This is a genomic window from Cupriavidus sp. UBA2010, assembly GCF_002335265.1.
In the GTDB taxonomy this organism is placed as follows: Bacteria; Pseudomonadota; Gammaproteobacteria; order Burkholderiales; family Burkholderiaceae; genus Cupriavidus; species Cupriavidus metallidurans.
Map to the genome: position 1 here is coordinate 111,331 of NZ_DDCI01000030.1, position 19,580 is coordinate 130,910.

At 64.5% G+C, this 19,580-nt stretch carries 12 protein-coding genes and 1 pseudogene; 7 read left to right on the forward strand and 6 right to left on the reverse strand.

Annotated elements, in window-relative coordinates; genetic code table 11:
• Positions 1 to 14: 14 nt before the first annotated feature.
• The 3 genes and pseudogenes from B2246_RS22305 to B2246_RS22315 all read right to left on the reverse strand — a co-directional run.
• Complete coding sequence (locus B2246_RS22305) at positions 15 to 4,697, reverse strand: hypothetical protein (protein ID WP_286881081.1); 4,683 nt, start codon at positions 4,695 to 4,697, stop codon at positions 15 to 17.
• A 29-nt stretch (positions 4,698 to 4,726) separates the two neighbouring features.
• Complete coding sequence (locus B2246_RS22310) at positions 4,727 to 7,468, reverse strand: hypothetical protein (protein ID WP_286881082.1); 2,742 nt, start codon at positions 7,466 to 7,468, stop codon at positions 4,727 to 4,729.
• A 47-nt stretch (positions 7,469 to 7,515) separates the two neighbouring features.
• Positions 7,516 to 7,845, reverse strand: a pseudogene (locus B2246_RS22315) (DNA-binding protein); the annotation flags it as partial.
• A gap of 175 nt (positions 7,846 to 8,020) precedes the next feature.
• On the opposite strand from B2246_RS22315, the gene B2246_RS22320 reads away from it, so the two are divergent.
• The 3 genes from B2246_RS22320 (at position 8,021) to B2246_RS22330 (ending at position 13,141) form a co-directional block, all read left to right on the forward strand.
• Complete coding sequence (locus B2246_RS22320) at positions 8,021 to 9,196, forward strand: tyrosine-type recombinase/integrase (protein ID WP_008646544.1); 1,176 nt, start codon at positions 8,021 to 8,023, stop codon at positions 9,194 to 9,196.
• Between the two features lie 39 nt (positions 9,197 to 9,235).
• On the forward strand, positions 9,236 to 12,562 hold the full coding sequence (locus B2246_RS22325; protein WP_008646539.1) for a DEAD/DEAH box helicase: 3,327 nt from the start codon (positions 9,236 to 9,238) through the stop codon (positions 12,560 to 12,562).
• Positions 12,563 to 12,697: 135 nt separating this feature from the next.
• On the forward strand, positions 12,698 to 13,141 hold the full coding sequence (locus B2246_RS22330) for a calcium-binding protein (RefSeq protein WP_223277442.1): 444 nt from the start codon (positions 12,698 to 12,700) through the stop codon (positions 13,139 to 13,141).
• Here the strand turns inward: B2246_RS22330 and B2246_RS22335 are convergent.
• Together B2246_RS22335 and B2246_RS22340 are read right to left on the reverse strand one after the other, a co-directional pair.
• On the reverse strand, positions 13,132 to 13,902 hold the full coding sequence (locus B2246_RS22335; RefSeq protein WP_020206395.1) for a site-specific integrase: 771 nt from the start codon (positions 13,900 to 13,902) through the stop codon (positions 13,132 to 13,134). The two genes, B2246_RS22330 and B2246_RS22335, sit on opposite strands and share 10 nt — an antisense overlap.
• Entirely contained in the window at positions 13,899 to 14,837 is a 939-nt protein-coding gene (locus tag B2246_RS22340; protein WP_004635320.1) for a DNA-binding protein, read from the reverse strand. The genes B2246_RS22335 and B2246_RS22340 overlap by 4 nt, the downstream gene beginning before the upstream one ends.
• Positions 14,838 to 15,435: 598 nt before the next feature.
• On the opposite strand from B2246_RS22340, the gene B2246_RS22345 reads away from it, so the two are divergent.
• Positions 15,436 to 15,612 carry a hypothetical protein gene (locus tag B2246_RS22345; RefSeq protein ID WP_004635326.1) on the forward strand — a complete coding sequence of 59 codons (177 nt, stop codon included), beginning with the start codon at positions 15,436 to 15,438 and terminating at the stop codon, positions 15,610 to 15,612.
• Positions 15,613 to 16,215: 603 nt separating this feature from the next.
• Here the strand turns inward: B2246_RS22345 and B2246_RS22350 are convergent.
• Positions 16,216 to 16,674: an MgtC/SapB family protein gene (locus B2246_RS22350; RefSeq protein WP_004635330.1), complete on the reverse strand. Its 459-nt coding sequence runs from the start codon at positions 16,672 to 16,674 to the stop codon at positions 16,216 to 16,218.
• A gap of 249 nt (positions 16,675 to 16,923) precedes the next feature.
• Here B2246_RS22350 and czcN point away from each other — a divergent pair, with 249 nt between their 5' ends.
• From czcN to czcC, 3 genes are all read left to right on the forward strand, one after another.
• On the forward strand, positions 16,924 to 17,574 hold the full coding sequence (gene czcN / locus B2246_RS22355; RefSeq protein WP_020206397.1) for a heavy metal efflux RND transporter CzcN: 651 nt from the start codon (positions 16,924 to 16,926) through the stop codon (positions 17,572 to 17,574).
• A 314-nt stretch (positions 17,575 to 17,888) separates the two neighbouring features.
• Complete coding sequence (czcI, locus tag B2246_RS22360) at positions 17,889 to 18,236, forward strand: CDF family cobalt-zinc-cadmium transporter CzcI (protein WP_011229345.1); 348 nt, start codon at positions 17,889 to 17,891, stop codon at positions 18,234 to 18,236.
• Positions 18,237 to 18,311: 75 nt separating this feature from the next.
• The gene (gene czcC, locus B2246_RS22365; RefSeq protein ID WP_024570390.1) at positions 18,312 to 19,568 is read left to right on the forward strand and encodes a heavy metal efflux RND transporter CzcC; all 1,257 of its coding nucleotides are present in this window, start codon (positions 18,312 to 18,314) and stop codon (positions 19,566 to 19,568) included.
• Positions 19,569 to 19,580 lie beyond the last annotated feature (12 nt).

A 19,580-nucleotide genomic window follows, 5' to 3' on the forward strand; every position in this document is an offset into this window, starting at 1 on the left:
TGTTGCGCTGCAACTTAGGCAAGCGGAAAGAATGTCGTGTAGACCAGACGTTCCTCCACCACCCGGCGCCGCAACGATTTGCCCGCCCGGACTTCTGGCACGGTGCGGTCGGTGTAATACCGCTCGAACTCCCGGATGGCCAGCCGCGCGGGCTTGCCGGCGACATCGGGCAGCGTCACCGTGCCGGACCAGATCACCGGATCGAGCAGGTCGCCCAGCGATGGCCGGGTCACGTCGATTGCTCCAATGGCGCCAATAGTCCCAATAGCCCCAATAGCCCCGGTGACGGCAGCGGGGGGCGCGATGCGGCCAAGTCCAAGCACTTCGGGGACGATGCGCTGCGGGGCCTGTCCCACCAGATGCTGGCCCACGGTGCCGATATTCAGCGGGGCCTTCGGGTCCAGCAGGCTGTCCGCCAGCACGCGAACATCCTGCCAGGCCAGATCGCTGTCGATGGCAGGGTCCCGCGTCTGCAGCACGACTTCCACCTTGTTGCGTCCGGTCTCGCCCTCGGTACCGAATGGCGGGATAAACGAGATGTCGAGATATTCGCCATCGGCCGACCACTTCATCGGCCCGTGGGCCGGCACGGTACCGCGCAGGCTGACGTTGACCTGCGCCCCGGTGCGGGCGAAGGTGGCGCGTCGGCGCGGCAGGACCTGAGCGAAGTCGCAGAGTACGACTTTCGACACCAGCGCCTCGTCGATCGCATTTGGCTGGTAGCGGACCAGCGCCAGCCGCACGAAGGGCATATAGGTCAACCCCGGGTCCAGCTCGATATCGCAGTACCAGCAACTGCGTTCGGCGTGCCAGTGAACCCGATGCCCGACCACCATGACCTTGGGATTGCCCGCTTCCTGCAGTGGGGCCAATGCCGATGTCACCCGCGCCGGGAAGTCAGTGTCGTGGATCGACATTTTCGGCAGTACCGAATCCCAGAGCGGATCGGCACCCCACTGGGTCACGAGCCCCTCGAGCGGCAGCGGGATGCTGGCGAAATCCCCGCTGGCCGGCAATACGACGCCGAGCAGTTCGCCTTCGCCGGACGTGAACCACGGGCGATCCAGCCATACGCGCACGCCGTTGCCGAGCCGGGTGGTGTCGAAGTCCGTGTTGGTGGGCGTGCCGCTCCAGCGGAACGTCGGCACGCAGTAGCGCACGCGCGGCGCGTCTGGCGGAGCGCTGGCGGGTATGACGGTATAGGCGCCGGTGCCATCGGCAGCCCGCAGCATCGGTGCGCCTGGATCGTCGTCGGCGCCACGCACCATGCGTGGCCCCTGCGCGAATTGCCCGGTACGGGTGATGGCGTTCGGGTCCGAATAGAGGGCCGCCGGCAGGTACTCGCGGAAGCGCGTCGTAGCCCGCAGGCAGTACGACACCAGACGGCATTTCGTATCGCCGAATTCGTGCTGGTCGCCGCGCGCGCGGGGTCGTGTCGGATCGGCGATCATCGCATCGACAAGCGGGCCCAGGCTGTCGAGGTTGGGTGCATTCTCCGGTAGGGCGATCTCTGCCAGTGTGCCCTCGCATTGCGCGATCCGGGGGCCTGCTGCGTCGGCGGGGTCATCGATCCATTCGGTCCATGTCGCCTGCAACTCCAGCTTGCCCGTGCTCGGCCCATGCACCCGCACACGCGCGCCAAGTTTGGCAAAGCGATCGCCCGGGCTGCGTGCTTTGCCCAGTTCGGTCAGGAACTCCGGCGTGCAGACCGGTTGCTGCGTCGCGTGAACCAGTACCAGCGGCCGGTACGGCGTGAGCATCCATGCCGCGCCGGTCAGCGCCATCTGCTGTAGCAGTGCCTTTTCGGCGGCGGTGTCCACCCAGTCTGGCAGGCCGAACGTGCCGATCAGGTCGGGATGGACAAAGCTGGCATAGGTCAGCCTGGCGATCTGGCCCTTGGGCAGAAAGAACGTCAGCGTGCGGGCGTCGGCGTCCCAGCGCGGCGTGCCGTCGTCGGGATACGTGACCTGACAGGGCGGATCGGCGAGCAGCCCGACGCGCTCGGCCAGCACGATGCGCAGCCCGCGCGTATCGGGCCAGCGCTGGTCGAACGCCACCATCAGGACGAGTTCGTTACCCGGAATGGCGACGATCTCGGCGCCCGCGCCTAGTGACATCGGCCCGGTCACGCCCGGCAGCCGGCTGCCGGGCGCGGCGCGTAGCGCGATGCCCCCGGCGGCGACATCGGGCAGCCACGGCGTTGGCACCCGTGCCTCGCGATGGATCACGTACTGGCCAGCCGCGAGCCGGTCGCCAGTCGGGTTATCCAGCGACGGCAGGGCTGGCGGCACTGCGACGGTGGTGGCAACGTTCGCCAGCGCCGTGGGGGTGATCAACGCCACGTCAGTGCCCGGGCCAGCATCGTAGAGCGTGCCCGATTCGCGCGCGGCCAGCGCGTACGCGTCACGGATACCCGATGCGGACCCGAACATCGGATCGAACAGACCGTGGGTCTCGCACAGCGTTTGCGACGCCTTGGGTGGCACCACATGCCGCTCGTTCGCGGGCGTGTAGGCGAAATCGGCGGAAGCGGGCAGCTTGATCGCATCGGCAAACGCGCCGGTCGTCAAAAAGGTGGCCGGATCGGCGTCGTAGTTGCTGCGAATGACCATGCGTTCCAGCGACTCCCCCTCGCTGGCACGTGCGCGCTGCACCAGCACCGGCGGGTCCACCGGCTCGAAGCGCCAGTACGTGACTGGCTGCGTGACCTCCAGTTCGTTTTCTCCATCACCGAGCGAGGGATCGTCGACATCGAGGCTGTTACCGGCGAGATCGACCAGCCGCGCGCGCAACCGATAGGCAAAGCCGAAGCGCAGCCGGGGCAGACTGCCTTTCGCGGCCACGAAGCTGGTCAGGATGCCGTTCCCATCGGCAGCGGCGACGGCATCGGTCACATCGGTCGGCACTTCGGCCTGCACGCCCGAATCGCCATCCTGCGCGCGCAGCGTCCGGCCTGGACGCGGCACTACCAGGCTCCATCCAGCCCAGCGGAACAACGATTCGTGCAGATAGTGATCGTCTGGGTCGGCGCCGCTGGCGGGGTTGGCGGTACTCGTCGTCGATGCGCCCTTGACATAGCCCTCGTCATCGGCAGGCAGCGAGAGCTTCGCGCCCGTCGCGGCAATCTGGTACGCGCCTTGCCGCCGACACAGCGATTGCCAGCGGCCCGGCTTGCCTCCGATGATCGGCTGCACGTCGACCCTATACCCGCGCAGCACATCTTCCGTGAACAAGGCAATGCCGGCTGAAGCCGCCGCGCCGCTGCGGACGGCGCCATCCTTGGCGGCGCTGCTGGCGGCCCCGAAGGCCAGCGCGGCGGCGCGCCCATGGCGGGAGACACCGATCCCCCCGGCACGCAACGCGGCAACGGGCTGGTCGTCCCCGGTGGTGTAGGTCACCGCGCCATCGGTGCCGCTCTTGCGGCTCTTGTCGATCAGCCGCTGCGCCGACAGCACGAAATCCACGGTCTTCAGCGCGGTGCCGTCCGGGTCTACCTGATAGACGTCGAACGGTATGCGCTTCGACTGGTCCCAGCGATCATTGGCGCCGCCCAGCCGCAGCATTCCCATGTGGTGATCGTTGGTGCGCGGGCGGGCCGTGAAGCGTTGCGAATCGGCCTGCCACGCGGTGGCCGGGCAGCCATCCACGCCGGGATCGTGATCATTGGCCCAGCGCAGATCGAGTTGCATCGTCCCTTGCGCGTTGCCTTGCTGGCGGACCTGCTGATCGATCGGGTTTTCGGCGGGCAGGACGAAGTCGAGCAGCACACCAAGTCTGCGCAGCAGGGCTGGGTAGTCGCTGTAGGACGCCAGACGCTTGTGGAAGTCGAGCGTCTGGCTCTCGGGCGGCGGGGGAATGTCCTTGCCGCTCGGCCGGCGCATGGCAAGCGCATCCGCCGAGAGGGGTTCTCGGCGATAGAAGCGGTCGGCCTGGTACAGCGTGTATTCGGCGGCGCTGGCCCAGTTGGCCATCAACTCGGTATCGGGCGTGCCGTTGGGGGGCTGCCAGTCCGGCGGCAGCACGCGCACCGGGAAACTTGCCCCGTTGACCGGGTTGCCGCCCCTGTCGACACCGATGCCGGCCGCGGTGCCCGAGTATTTCGACTTCGGGCCGAATACGCTATTGCGCAGCACCTGCTCGATGCCGCCATCGCCATCGTTGAAGAAGCGTGCGAAGCCACCCTGGCGCTCCGCGCCCACCTCGCGCGGTGCCCCCATGTCGATCAGCATGGCGCGTAGTGCCGGATTGGCCGATGACCAGGGCAACAACGTCGGGTGCCGGCTGGTGGCGCCCACGGCCAGTTGCGCGTAGTACTTGCGCGCCAGACCGAGCACGTTGCGCACGGCGTAGGAGCGCAGGTTGACCCGGCTCATGTCCTTGAAGACGAAGCCATCAACCGGCGTCTCCGGCGCGAAAAGCTGGCTCCAGAGATCGACGTCGGGCTGTGCCTGACCGGCAAGCGGCCCAAGTGGTTCGAGTGGCAGCAACGTGTTGCCGATGCGTAGCCCGAACTTTGCCTCGGCCACGGTCCTTGGCCAGAGCAGCCATTCAGGAAAGGCCCGGAGTTCTCGCTCGTTCGCGCGTTCGGGTGTCAGTCGCGGCGAAGCGACGACCGACACCTTGAGGCGCCCCTTCAAGGCCCCTTCGGTCACACGCCCGGCGGGCAGGACCGTCCAGAGAATCGTTTGCGTGGCCATGCGCAGCCCCCTGTTTGACCAACGTCCGGTCAGGCAAATGCCTCGGCGTACTGCCGCCAGGCGTACTCGGTGTCGTCGTGTATCAGCGCCAGTTCGTCCGTCAGCGGCAGGGCCGGCTGCAGCCCCATGAGTTCGCGGAAGGTCGGGTCACCGTTCGCGCCGGCGAACTTTCGCTCGCAACTGATCGTGACGCTGGTGGAGAACAGGAATACCTCGACTTCGATCGTCAACTGCGCGCGCCCCACGCACTTGCCGCTTTGCGATTCGTACGCCAGCGCAAGGTACAGTTCGATCGACGCCGTGATCAACCCCAGCACGCTGACGCTGCCGCCAAGGCGGAAATAGCCGGTCAGGGCGCAGTTGTCCTGCTCCATGCGAAAATAGATGCCGGCCATGACATGGACACCACCAGATGCCACGCCGAGGTTGACCGAGATGCTGGCGCCAAACTCGAATGAGGCTTCCAGCAATTGGATGCCGCCCGGATCAAGCGTGATGCCGAAGAACCCGCCGCCGCCGAACATGCAGACCGACAGATTGAACGGCTGCTCGCGCGTGCAGAAGTTGAACCGCACCGCCAGCGGCTGACCAATGAACGGCACCGTGAACCCGGCGCCCAGCGCAAGGTTGCTGAGATTGAACATGCCCACCGAGATCGACGGCAGGGCCACGTTGAAGCCCGCATCGATCCCCTTGGTGGAAATGTCGAGGTAGGGCGGGTCGGAGAAGCCATCGAGCGGTATCAGGTCGCGCAGCGTCTCCACAAACGAGAGTGGGCCGATGAACTTGATGTCATTGAGCAGCACGTCGACGTTCATCTTGTCGGCGGTGCCGACGCGGAATTCGATCTTCTCGAAATTCAGTTCCAGGAAGCCGGCGGCGCCTATCAGGATCAGGTCGAAATGCTTGAGCGAACTGACGACCGTCAGCTTCGGCTGCCCGCCGCCTGATTTCTTGACCTTGGCCTCCACGGCTACCGAAAAGCCGGCGGGGTCGTTGGGGTGAAAGATCGGGCCGGAGGCCGGCCAACTGACGATGCGCGGGTTCCAGTTGAAGCGGATGGTCAGTTCATCGCCGAACAGCACCTGCAAAAGCGTGCGGAGCACATCATCGCTCACTGCGAGCGCCTGCGTCATCGCGTCGAGTACGTTCAACAGCGTCTGGCGCGCCGCGCCTTCGAGCAGCCGGAAGTTGGCGAGGGTATTCCGCAGGGGCGCCAGCGCGTTCTGCACGGCCTTTAGGTGGGCAAAAAGCGCATCAGAATCGCTCAGGAGGGCCTGGAACGCCTTCGAGTCGCCGAGGATCGCATCGAGCGCGGCGAACAGCGCCTTGCCTTCGGCCACCAGCGCGGCCACCGTGCCGAGGTCGCCGGCAAGCGCCGAGGCGACGTTGGCGGCCTGAACCAGCGACTGACGCAGGCCAGAGGGTAGCGAGACACCGCCGACCGTCGCACCCGCGGTGGCGCGCAATTGATCCGAGGCGTTCTGCACGGCCGTGATCGCCGTGGCGAGATTGGGCAGGGCAGGTGCGGCGTCGATCGACGTGTTGACCAGTGGCGCGATAGCGTTGCTGAGTGCGGTCAGCGCGGCTTGCAGGGCGTCCAGTCGCGCCTGCGCGTCGGCAACGAGCCCCGGTGCGTAGGTGGTGGCCTGCTGTTTCAGGTCTGCCACCGTCGAGCCGATGGCGCTCACCCCGCCCGTGGCGGCGCTGCCAGTCTGCCCGGCCAGCCCAGTCAAGGCGGCATAAAGCTGCGCCAGACCGTTCAGGAATAGTTCGGCCTGGCTGCCGCACTCCGAGACAAAGCGCGGCACCTGCTCAGGCGTGTCCACCAACGAAGTCACTGTCTCGATGACCGCGCCAAGTGGAATGCATCCGAACAGCAACGGAAGGTTGGGCAGCCCGGCGCTGGGGAAGGCATCCGGGCCGGTCATGCGTCCGCCCACGAAATCGGCCACAGTGCCGGTGACCGGCCCCGTCAGGCGAGACACCGCGCTCGGATTGAGGTTCGGCTGGACGAAGCCGCCGGCGCGATCCCCCTGTGCGGAGAAATCGAGCCGGGCCTTGTTCTTCGGATCGTTTGGCACGATGTTGACGAACACCTGCCCCTTGTTATCCGCGCCGAACTCGCTGGCCAGGTAGGTGTTGTTCCATTCCACGACGTTGGCGTCGCCGCTGCCGGTAAGCTGCGCCAATGCCGGAATGCGCAGCGTGGCCCGAACCACCTTCGGATAGAAGGCGGGACGCTGCTGGGTCTGGCCGTACGCCTTCAGCGTTGGATTGCCGGTGCCAGCTTCCGCGCCGAAGCGTAGCTCGCGCACCTCCAGCATCGTGTCACCAGGCTGCGCGCTGCGGGCCAGCGTCATGGATTGCGGCGCCATCGTCGCGCCACGTCCCGTGCCGGGGACCTCGCCGGGTGGCAGCCCCTGATCCCAAAGCGTCTGCGCTTTGGCGAACGTGCCGTTCGCAGTGCTCGGGTCCATGGCGATGGATTCATACATGAACACCATCGGCAGGTCGAAGCGGATAGCACGCCCGTCGAGATCCGTGCCTTCGCAGCGGAATGGAAACGGCACGCCGCCGACCAGGGGCCAGATCGGGGCCGTCGTCGGCGTTACCGGGCTCAGGTCCGGCGTCACCAGGCTCAGGATGCGCACGCTGGTCAGGGGCATCTGTAGATGCAGTTGCGTGCGGCCATCGGTACCGCGCAGATCGGTCTCCGTGAAGGCCCGCTCGCGTTCGCGCACGATGATGAACGTGCGCTTGCGAAGCACCGCCGCATTGCCGGGCACGCCGCCATGCTGGAATTTTCGCTCGGTGATTTCGACCAGCACCGCGCGGTGGCGGCCGCCGCTTCGGACTCCAGCTCTTCGCCCCGCTGTGCGAAGACCTGCTCACCGTGCTCGATGGCGAGCGCCCAGAGGGACAGCATCGCATTGGCAACGGCGGGCGGGAGTGCGGCGCTCAAGGCGTCGACGCGCGCCTGCTCATCCTTCCAGAGCTTGAGTTCGTCGTTGATCGTCGTCCGGCTGCCCTGGCGGATTTCCGCGTAGATCAGGTCGACGGTGAGTTCATGTGGGCGTCGGCCGGCAGCAACGAGCCGCGCGGCGGCTTCACGGGTGCGAAAGCGGGTATTGCTGATGCGGCTCATTGGAACTAAACCTGAAAAGTGCTCCGGGAGCTGGGTTTTGAACTAAAATCTTCATGTATATGATGGTATCACATTATATATATAACGATGTCTTCTAGAAATTTACGATAAGACCGATAATCGTAAGCATCCCAGGTGTACGATGCGAGACCCTGCCGAAAAATCGCGTCAGTCCATGAACCTGCCCGCCACCGAGCCTGTTGTCCCCCTCATGCTGCCGGCCGCACTGGACGGCCACGACGGCACGAATCGCGCGCGCGGCGCTAACCGACAGATCACGGCCGATACCGACCTTGAGGCCGTCCGCCTGTGGCTTGCCGAGTACGCCAGCTCGCCGCACACGCTGCGCAGCTACCGCAAGGAAGTGGTGCGGCTGCTCGTCTGGGCGACGCGCACGCTGGGCAAGCCGCTGTCGAGCCTTACGCGCGAAGATTTCCTGATTTACGAGCAATTTCTTGCCGCACCGTCCGCAAACTGGGTCGATCCCGTCCTGCCACGGCGCGGGGGCACGCGGCGGCTGTTCGACGGGCCGCTTTCCGAGCGCAGCCGGCGCCAGGCCCTCGGTATCCTTTGCGGGCTGCTCAATTACCTGGTGGCCGCCGGATACCTTGCCGGCAATCCGCTTGCACTGCGGCGCTCGTCCTCGGCAATGCCGGCACGGACCCGCCGCATTGAACGTTACCTCGATCACGCGCTTTGGCAGGTTGTGCTGGAATCGATGGAGACCTGGCCGCAGGCCTCCGCGCGCGAGCGCCAGCACTACGAACGCAGCCGATGGCTGATCCGGCTGCTGTACCACACCGCATTGCGGGCAAGCGAAGCCGCCAACGCACAGGCGGCGGACTTCTTCCAGCGTCGCGGCCGCTGGTGGCTGCACGTCATCGGCAAGGGTGGCGCCGAGGGCGAGGTACCAGTCTCCGACACCCTCATGGCCGACTTCGCACGCTACCGCGCATTCCATGATCTGGCACCCATGCCCTTGCCGGCCGAAAGCACGCCGGCCGTCATGAGCATCGCCGGCGACGCCAAGCGGCACCTGACGCCGACGGCCATCTACCTGATTGCCAAGGAAGTGTTCCGCCGGGCCGCCGACACCCTCGAGCCAACCGATCCGATCGGCGCGGCCACACTGCGCCGGGCCTCGACGCACTGGCTGCGGCACTCGGCGGCTTCGCATCAGGCCGACGCCGGCACTGATATCCGCTTTATCCAGAAGAACCTTCGCCACGCCTCGATCGAGACGACCGGGATCTACTTGCACGCCGAAGATGACCGCCGGCATGCCCAGACCACTCAGGCGGGGTCAGAACCGGAAGCCGCTGCCGTACCGGCCGGGAGCCTCCCCGCGTAGAATGCTCCCCGCGTTGTCAACCTCTGAATCCCTCAACCGATGTCTGTCTCCTACGATCCCCGCCAAATTGCGGAATGGCTGGACTCCTACACGGTGTCCAAGGCTCGCTCCTATGCGAGCGCTGTCTCGGAGTTGCGCTGGATCGACGAGGATACCTTGGCGGGACTGGTGCAAGGCACCCGTACGCGCCCGTATGACGTGCGTGCGTATTTCCACGACATCGACGAAGACATGTGGGTGGAGGGAGAATGCACGTGTCCGGTCGGCGTTGACTGCAAGCACGTGGCAGCGCTGTTGATCGCCGGCCTTGCGCACCAGCCGAAGCCATCGGCCGCCGGCGTGCGCGCGGAACTGGTGACCTGGCTGGAAAATTTTCGCGCTCGACGCACGGCAGCCAATCCCGCTGCCAAGAAAAAACCAGCCAAGGCCACGCATGCCCTGGCCTATGTGATCGGGCAATCGTATCGCGGCTGCGAGATTTCCCTCTACAAGGCCCGCGTGGGGGCCGACGGTACGATTCGCTCGGTCGACGATCGGTGGCAGAACGTCGAGAAAGCGCTGGTCGAACCGCCGAAATTTGTTTCCGAGGAGGATCTGTCGATCCTGCGCGGATTGTGGCTGGGCCGCTCGCATGCCGCCTATACCGGTGGTTTTGCTCTGCAGGGCGCAACCGGCGCCGCCATCCTGGAAAAGCTCATCGCCACCGGGCGTGCATTTACTTCCTTTGTTCCCGCAGGCGCCCACTACCCCGGATCACACTGCCCGGTGCACTGCGGATCAGAGCGCGGCGCAAAGATGACCTGGCAAGCGCAACCCGACACGCGCGTGCGGCCAGTCTTGCAGGCCGAGCCACCCGCCACCCTGTTGCTGACGACCACCCAGCCCTGCTGGTATGTGGACGCGCATTCTGGCGAAGCTGGCATACTCGCCATGCCGTGGCCGGCGGAACAGGTCACGGATTTCCTGTCGATGCCGGCCATCACGCTGGACGAGGCGGCGCTCGTTGGCAATGTGTTGCGTGAAGTCGCCCCCGACCTACCCATGCCGCCCGCGCCCGACGCGTCGTCCGTGCAGGTGATCGACACCGTAGCGACGCCCGTACTGACTCTCGACACCTTGCCGACCTGGTCAGTGTCGCCACTGGATTTTGCGACGGTCAGTTTTGATTACGCAGGTCACAGCATCCCTGCAAATAGCAGCACCACCCTCGTTCGCACTGCTGGCAGCGAGGTCATCCAGATCAAAAGAGACGCCAATCTCGAGCGGAAACGTCAGACCGAGTTGCAAAAGGCGGGCTTCAGAAAAATTCCGGCCAACCGTGCATATGGTTACAAACCGTTTCCAGATGGCATCCTCGGCCCCGAAGATGTCGACGACTGGCCGGATCTCATGAAGCTGGTGCTACCCGCACTACAGGCAAGCGGCTGGCGCGTCGTCATGAGCGACGAGTTTCGGCACAACGTGATCGAAATCGAAGCGATTGACGGCAGCCTGCGTCAGACCGGCGACGGCTGGTTTGACGTCGAGATGGGCATCACAGTCAATGGTCGCACGGTGCGCCTGGAGCCGCTGCTAGCAGACCTCTTTCGTCGCGATGAGCGCTGGCTGTCGGGCAGGCTCGATACCATCGCGGACGACGAAGCGATCGACATGAAAACCGACCGCAACGAGCGGCTTCGCCTGCGTGCCGACCGGCTTAAACCAGTCGTGCGCGTGCTGATCGACCTGTTCGACTCGCTCGGCACCGGCATGCGCATTTCCGAGTGGGATGCGGCCCGGCTCCATGCGCTGGATCAGACCGGGCGCTGGCAGTTTGACGGCGACGCATCGATCCGGCAGCTCGCGCAGCGCTTGATGGCGGGTCCTGGGGTGACAGACGTGCCGGTACCGCGTGGCCTGAAGGCCGAACTCCGTACCTACCAGCGTCAGGGTCTTGCCTGGATGCAGTTCCTGCGCGAACACGGGCTGTCCGGCGTGCTCGCCGACGATATGGGCCTCGGCAAGACCATCCAGGCACTTGCGCACATCCTCACCGAAAAGGAACGTGGCAGGCTGGACCGGCCTGCGCTGATCGTCGTGCCAACGACCCTCATGCACAACTGGTGCGAGGAAGCGCAGCGCTTCACGCCGAAGCTGCGCGTCCTGGATCTGCACGGGCCCCAACGCCACGAGCGCTTTGACCAGATCGGCAAGCACGATCTCATCCTGACCACCTACGCCTTGCTGTGGCGTGACGAGGAAGTTCTTGCCAAGCACGACTTTCACCTGCTGATCCTAGACGAGGCGCAGTACGTCAAGAATGCCGCCACCAAATCCGCCGCAACCATCCGCGAACTGCGTGCAAGACACCGCCTTTGCCTGACAGGCACGCCGCTCGAGAACCATCTCGGCGAACTGTGGGCCCAGTTTGACTTCCTGCTGCCTGGCTTCCTCGGTACCCGTCAGGACTTCACCCGCCGCTGGCGCACGCCCATCGAGAAAGGCGGCGATGCTGTTCGACGTGAACTGCTCGCGCGACGCATCCGACCGTTCATGCTGCGTCGGCGCAAGGATGAGGTCGCCGCCGAGTTGCCCCCGAAGACGATGATAGTGCGCACGGTCGAGCTCGAAGGCGCGCAGCGTGACCTGTACGAGACGGTGCGCGCGGCCATGCAGGAAAAGGTCCGTGCGGCCGTCGCAGCAAAAGGCCTCGCGCGCAGCCACATCATCGTGCTGGAGGCGTTGCTCAAGCTGCGCCAGGTCTGCTGCGATCCGCGGCTCGTCAAAATCAGCCAGGCGGCCCGGATCAAGGAATCGGCCAAGCTTGATCTGCTACTCGACATGCTGCCCGAACTAATCGAGGAAGGCCGTCGCATCCTGCTGTTCTCGCAGTTCACCAGCATGCTCGACCTCATTGCGGCGGCGCTGGAAAAAGCTGGGATTCCATACGTCATGCTGACCGGGGATGCCACCGATCGCGTCACACCAGTCAAGCGCTTCAAGCAAGGTGAGGTGCCGCTTTTCCTGATCAGCCTGAAGGCCGGTGGCGTTGGCCTGAACCTGACGGCGGCCGACACCGTCATTCACTACGATCCCTGGTGGAATCCCGCCGTAGAAAATCAGGCGACCGACCGCGCTCACCGTCTCGGGCAGGACAAGCCTGTGTTTGTTTACAAGCTGATCACCGCCGGCAGTGTTGAGGAGAAAATCGTCGCGATGCAGGAGCAGAAGGCGGCGCTTGCCAACGCGATCCTGTCGGAAGATGGCGCCGGCGCCGTCAAGTTCTCCGCCGACGACATCGAGGCGCTCTTTGAGCCGATCCCGGCCGCACCACCTGTTGTGGCACCGGCGGCGAAGCCCCGATCCCGCACCAGGACGGGAACATAAAAATGGCCTTGCCGCGACGCATAGTCGAGGTCTGACCAGCACGAACCCCAATGGCAAAAACGGGCGACAACCAACACGAACAGCGCATCTCGATGGAGATCGTGGTCGACCGCGTACACCGAAGAAGAATGCGCGATGGCGTGGTACTGCCATCTCGAGGACAGTCTGAGCTTTCCATTCGAAGCGCGGGTACGTCAGGCGATGGTGGCCTCCCCGCTGCGCTCAGGTGACAGAGTCTCCGTCTTCAGACTCGCGCATGATCAGTTGTGCCGCGTTGCCATCTTCGTGCACGCACTTTACAACCAGCGTGAACTCGTCGTGCCCCTTGCCCAGCTTGTTCCCGTCCGCGCCGACCAGAGCACGCACCTTGCCGTCTCTGACTGGCACTACTGGCACGACCAAGGTTGCAGCTTCTGCCCCCCGCACGATCTGACATCCCCCGGCATAATCCCCGAGCGCAACTTACAGGGCGCTCGGGCCGTTATCAGGTCAAGTCGCACCCTGCCAGCCCTTGCCTGGTCAGGGGCTGGCGGAAGATTTGCACTTTTCGGGGGATGGGCAGAAATAGCCTACCAGTAGCCGTAGAGGCTTGCCACCACCGCCAGCGCGCGCGTGCGGGTCGCTTCTGACAAGGGCGGCGCGGCGTCCTCCCTGCCGGTCTCCCCGTGCTGCAGCGCGTGCCGGTAGCCGAGCAACCGCTGGCGCGTGAGGTCCGAGAGCGGCCCAAGCTCGTGCGCGCCGCACCAGCGCATCAGGCGGCGCAGTTCGGCGCCATAGGCGCGCAACGTGTGGGGCGAGCGCCCGGTTCGGTCGCGCAGGAAGAGCGCCAGCGCCTGTGCATCGTCGGCGGCGCCGAGCGTGTTGGCCGCCGCGTGCGGCTGGGCGAAGCGGCCGGCGCGCGTGAGCCACGCGTGGTCAGCAGGGCCGTAAGCGGCCAGCCACGGGTTCGCCGCGACAGCTCCCCTCGCTTCCGCGGCGGTCGGCACCGTTGCTTCGCTCGCTAAGGCGGCGGTGGACCGGATGCGGCGCCGGTGCGTGTGCAGCAGCCGCGCGAGGACCGTCTCCGGGCGGGGCGCCAGATCCGCCGTCACCGTGCGCAGGCGCCCGCGCTCCCAGTATTCGACTGCCCCATCGTGCGCCAGCAGCAGCTTGAGCACGGTCGGCTGCGCGGCCTTGGCGTCGGCCAGCGAGCCATAGCGGCGCTTGACGCGCGCCAGCGTCCAGTGCGCGTAGACCGGGTGCCCGAGTGCCTCCGCCAGGTAGGCGAGGGCCGCCGCGACGGTGGCCGGCAGTGGGCGCGGCGGCACCGCGCCCGTATCGATCCAGTCGGCCGGCTTCATGACTGGGCGGTCCGCTTGGCGGCCGCCTTGCCCGTCGATCTGGGCACGCGCGTCTTGGCCGCTGGTGGCGCCGCGGCCAGGGTCGCACGCAGCAGCTCGTCGAGCTGGGCGCGCTGGCTGGCGGTGACGGCCTTGAGTGCGCTCGCCTCGCCCGCGGCGGTCTGGCGCGCGGCCCGCTCGCTGGCCAGGTCGGCGTCGAGTCGTGCGCGCTCGTCTTCCAGCGCGGCGATGCGCCGCTCGGCGAATTTGAGTTGGGAGGCCAGTTGCGCGCGCTCGGCCCGCACCGCGTCGCGCTGGTGCGCGGTTTCCTGCAGGAGCTGCTTCGACAGCGCCTCGTAGCGCGCCTGGGTGGTGGCGATCGCCTCGGTGTGGGTGCGCTCGCCCGCCGTGGCGCGCTCCTGGGCGGTCGCCAGCGCCGCCTCGAGCTCGCCCCGGCGTGCGGCTTGCTCATCGGCGCGCGCGCACGCCGCCGCCTGGGCGGCGCACGCTACGGCCAGCGCGGTGTCGCGCGCGGCGAGCTGGCCGCGCACCTCGCTCAGTTCGGCCCGCAGCAGCTCGACCCGCAGTTCGGCCTCGGCGCGGGCGGCCTCGGCGGTGTCGGCTGTGGCTTGCGCCTCGCGCTTCAGGCGCACCACGTCGTCGAGCTGCACCGCGACCGCGGCCTGCCACAGCGCGCGCATCGCTTCGGCGATCTCGACCGGAATCTCGGGCAGGGCGAGGTCGGCCAGGCCCGAGCGCACCACCTCGGCCTCGATCGCGTTGAGCGTACGCGACAGCGTTGCAGGGTCACCGCCGCCCAGGCGGTCACGCAGCTTGCGCACCGACACCACGCGGCGAAAGCGTGCGGCCGTGGGCGGCGCCGCGTCGCCGGCCTCGGTGAGCATGGCCAGCACGGTGGCGCGGATCTGGTCGGGGGTGGCGGCGAGGCGGGGCATGGCAGTTTCCGGAGGCGCATTTCAGCCTATCTTACGCACATACCTAACGTTAGAAAAGCCATTTATGTGTTGCTTGGGAAAACCAAAGACGGATAAATCTAGTTATCTTGCGGAAACAATGGCTTCCAGCCACAGGGCGCGCTTGGCCGCGCGGCGGGGGCGGTCAACGTTCCAAAACCAAGGGGAAAAGGACCAGTCAGCAAGTGACTGATTTGACTAGGGTTTTAGGGTGGGCATCACCCTGGAACCCGCATGGCTGCTACGGGTGGCTACCCCGGTAAATTGCGGCGAAATCAAGGGGACCCCTGATCCAGACATTCGTCTATTCGCTGGCCTGGCCGCATATCCAGTGGGCGGCGATGCTGGTGGTGCGGCTGCGCCCGGGTGCGGGTAACTAGTCGCTGGACGAACTGTAGGGGGCGAGCACTAACCGTCTCGCGCGGCGGCTTGCGAACCATAGGTCGGCCCGCGGCCGGAAAAATGCTTGACCTTCCCTGCCGTGGGAACGTCCATATTAACCATGGGGGACAGAAGCCCCTGCGGCGTGGCAGGACCAAGTCGGCAGAGAGCATCGGATTTTCCGCCGGAGGTTAGTCAAATGGGCGTTCCGGGGCGCACGTTGTATGAAGAGGTCTTTGCGGTGTTCGAAAGGGCATGCCAGGAAAGCGATTTCGAGCTGGCCGAGGACCTCCTGCTCGCCCTAGAAGCGATGGATCGCCGGCAGGAAGCTCATCGGCAACTCGACCGCGCCTACCTGCTGCTAGCCGATCTCTGAGAACGGGAGTCCCCCGACTTTGGTTTCTACCTGCTTGCCATCGGCTGGCCAATGCCCCTGGGGACAGCAGTGGTCCTCTTCCATGCCTTAGCGTGCAATATTTTCCGTTTTCTGAAGTGACCCCTTCTTTACGGAGTCCCGCGTATACCAGTCGTTCTTCTCGACAACCGGCTCTTTGCGATAGTGCCGCATGACCCGAAGAAAGCACTCGAGAGGCTGTTCCTTCTTTCGTAACCATCGGGCCTAACGTCGTCGGAGACAATTGCACGTTCCGGCTAATTCGAGAAACATCGTCTATTTTGCAGAAAGCGGCCGCTAACCGATCGAGCGGGGGAGTATCCGAAGGTCTTGCGAGCGCCGAGGCAATTTCTTCCATGTGCGCCGGGCTGCAAGGAAACTCATGTCGATCGGACAGTGCGCTCACTTTGGCTTGCAGAGCCGGGTTCGTGCCCTCGTGAAGGTACGCAAACAGGTTGTAATCCAGGTAAATTCTCATGCGATGGAGTTTGCGTATTGTTAAGCGCGCTCATACGTTTGGGAAATGCTGGCCGAACCTGAAGTTGGCGCATTCGCGCTGCACGTGGCTTGGGAGCAGTGGGAGTCTTACTTCTTCGACATTTGAAGGATTCTGAGCACGATGAGTGCGAAGGCAGTCGCGACGATGGCCGTCACCGCATGGCCCATGCCGGCGGCCACGCCGATCGCGGCAGCAATCCAGATGCTCGCGGCAGTTGTGAGCCCCCTGACGTGTGTCTCATTGTCCGGCTTCAGGATCGCCCCTGCACAAAGGAATCCGATGCCTGACGTGAGACCCTGAAGCACGCGGCTCATGTCGGCAAGCTGCACGCCCGCCTGGAGGGGAACCACGACAAAAACGCATGCCCCCAGCGCGACGAGCATGTGAGTGCGCACGCCTGCGGATTTTCCCGAGCTCTCCCGCTCGTACCCCAGCAAGCCCCCCAAAACGATAGAGACGGTCATTCGAACGACGGCACGTACTGCCTCGGCAGCATTAGCGAGATCGGAGAATTCCGAGCTCAATGTGCGGATGATGTCGTTCATTGCGGAGCGTCTCTGGGTGTGTCCTGAAAATGGCCAAGACAGTCTATGTCGCAGAAGATGACTGTCAGATTGCCGAGCTATGACACAACCGGATTCGCTGGCCGGGGGGCAAGATTAACAACGTATTACATTTCGGCAATAAAGCCTGACAACGGAAGGGCAACCTTAGAATGCCGGCCATTAGTGCTCGTTTTCGCGCCAGTGTGTCCACTCGAAGTGCGCGACATTCTCCTCCAGCCCCCGAACCGCATGACCGATTCTTCAATCTCCCCGTCCCAACCCGCTGGTCTCTCGAGGGCGCTGGACAATTTCCTGACACGCCACCGCATCGGCGTTTGGCGTGTTGTCGTAACGTTTGTCCTGGCAAGTCTGGTCTTTGGCCATTCTCGCTGGGACGGTACCTGGGTGTCGCCGCTGCTGCTGACGCTGGGGATGTTGGGGGTGAGCCTGGCCACGGTCGGGCGGCTCTGGTGCGCGTTGTACATTTCCGGGCGCAAGAACAATACCTTGGTGACCTCGGGTCCATATTCACTGTGTCGCCATCCGCTCTATGTCTGCAACTTGCTAGGCATTATCGGACTAGGGGCGATGACCGAGTCGCTGGCGGTTACCGCAGTCCTGGCGCTCGCATTTGCGCTGATGTACCCGGCTGTCATCCGGACGGAAGACCGCTTTCTGGCTTCCGCCTTCCCGGAATTCGCCGAATACGCACGCCGTACACCAGCGTTCTTTCCCCGTCTGTCGCTGTATAGGGGGGAGTCGACATGGACGGTCCATGTGTCTTCCTTTCAACGCAATATTGCGGACTCGGTCTGGTTTCTCGGCCTGTCGGTGGTCGTGGAGTCGTTTGATTTGTTCCATGACGCCGGCGTCCTCCGGGCGGTCGTGACGCTTGCCTGATGCGGGCAACTCCGCATACACGTACAGCCATGCACTACGCTCACGTCTCCGATTCTGTTGTCGAGAGCATGCTCGTGATGCTGGTCGGCCTGATCGTCCTGTATGTGGGGTTCGCTGTCTATTTGCGGTGGAAGCATGGGCCCGCCCCCAAGCGTAAGACTGATGAGGGGCGAAAGCGGCACCCCAAAACGAGCAGGCGAAAGCGATAATCGTAATCTGCTCTTAATGCTGGTGATCGAGGATTCATGTAAACTTCGGCGACGGCCCAGCCGTTAGTACTTCAACCCCAAGCCCCCCGCACAGTCTCCCAAGGAATGCGACGTTTCGTTCTGATCTTCGTGCTGCTCATTTTGCCGTTCCAGTTTTCCTGGGCGGCAGCGGCACGCTATTGTCAGCACGAGAAAGCCACGGCCACTTGGCACCTTGGGCACCACGAGCATCGTCATCAGCAGCCGGAAGGTAAAACGGATGCCGAGAAAAAGCCATTCGTGGATACAGACTGCGGGGTATGCCATCTGGTCTCCCTCCCGTTCGTCTATGGACAGACGCAGGACGTGTTGATAGCGAATCGGGTAGAAGTGACCGATACTCAACATTCGTCCGAGTTCTCGTCTCTGAATGCCAGGGCTCCCGACCGTCCTCAGTGGCAGCGTCTCGCTTGATCGGCGAGACGACGACTCTTTTTCTCCTTTCGTCTCTCGCCGAATTCTCCTGGTCACATACCTTGGTGCAATTCGATGCGAAGACTATTTCTGCCGCTCGGGCTGGCGGTAGCATTTCTCAGCCCAAACTTTGCCGTAGCGCAATCTGACACCGGCACGTCCATGGTGCCCGTCTTCCCAAGGGAAGCGGCGGGACCGTTGACCCTCGAGGCCGCGTTGTCGCTGGCGGCAGGAAGCAATTTCAACCTGTCCGCCGCCGCCAAGGAACTCGATTCCACAGAAGGTGGGATCATGCAGGCCCGGGTTATTCCGAACCCGGAACTCCAGACGCTGGTCGAGGACACGCGGAAATCCACCCGTACATCCACCGCCCAGATGAATATCCCCATCGAACTGGGCGGCAAGCGCTCGGCTCGTATCAATGCCGCGGAAAGGACGCGCGAACTGGCGCAGGCAACGCTGGCTGGCGTTCGCGGTGACATTCGGGCGCAGGTAATCGAGAGCTTTTTTTCCGTCTTGATCGCACAGGAACGCGTCAAGCTGGCAACTGGCTCCGCGGATATCGCTGCGAGGGGCGCGCAAGCCGCTTCACGCCGCGTCGCGGCCGGCAAGATCTCCCCGGTTGACGAAACTAAGGCACGTGTCGAACAGGCCAACGCCGAACTTGAATTGGCCGAAGCAACGGCGAGCCTGCAGTCCGCCCGTCAGGCGTTGACGGCGTTGTGGGGCAATGCATCGCCGCAGTTTGCCGAAGCACAGGGCAATCTGGACGCGCTGCCATCCAGGCCGGCGCCTGAACTCCTTCAGAAGGAGCTGGAAAACTCACCGCTGGTGGCCGCAAGCCGCGCTGAACTTGACCGCCGCCAGGCATTGGTGGGCGTTGAGCGCAGCCGCCAGTATCCGGATCTGACAGTCAGTCTGGGTGCCAAGCGAGATACAGAAGCCAACCGCAACATGGCGGTGATCGGTGTGGCGATCCCGTTGCCGATTTTTGACCGGAATCAGGGCAACTTGTATTCGGCCATTCGCCAGGCGGACAAGGCCCAGGATGAATATCTGGCCAATCGCATCAGCCTGACCCGAAATCTCCTGATGGCATCGAACCAGCTGTCGGTATCGCGCGCCTCGGCACAAACGCTGAAGCAGACCGTCTTGCCAGGCGCCGAGCAAGCCTTCAACGCGGCGACCATTGGCTTCGAGGCCGGCAAGTTCAATTATCTGGACGTCCTGGATGCCCAGCGCACGCTGTTCCAGGCACGCATCCGCTATCTCGGCGTGCTTGGACAAACCTATCAGGCGGCGACCACGATCGATCGCATTCTGGGACGTTAAGACGGGATTCAT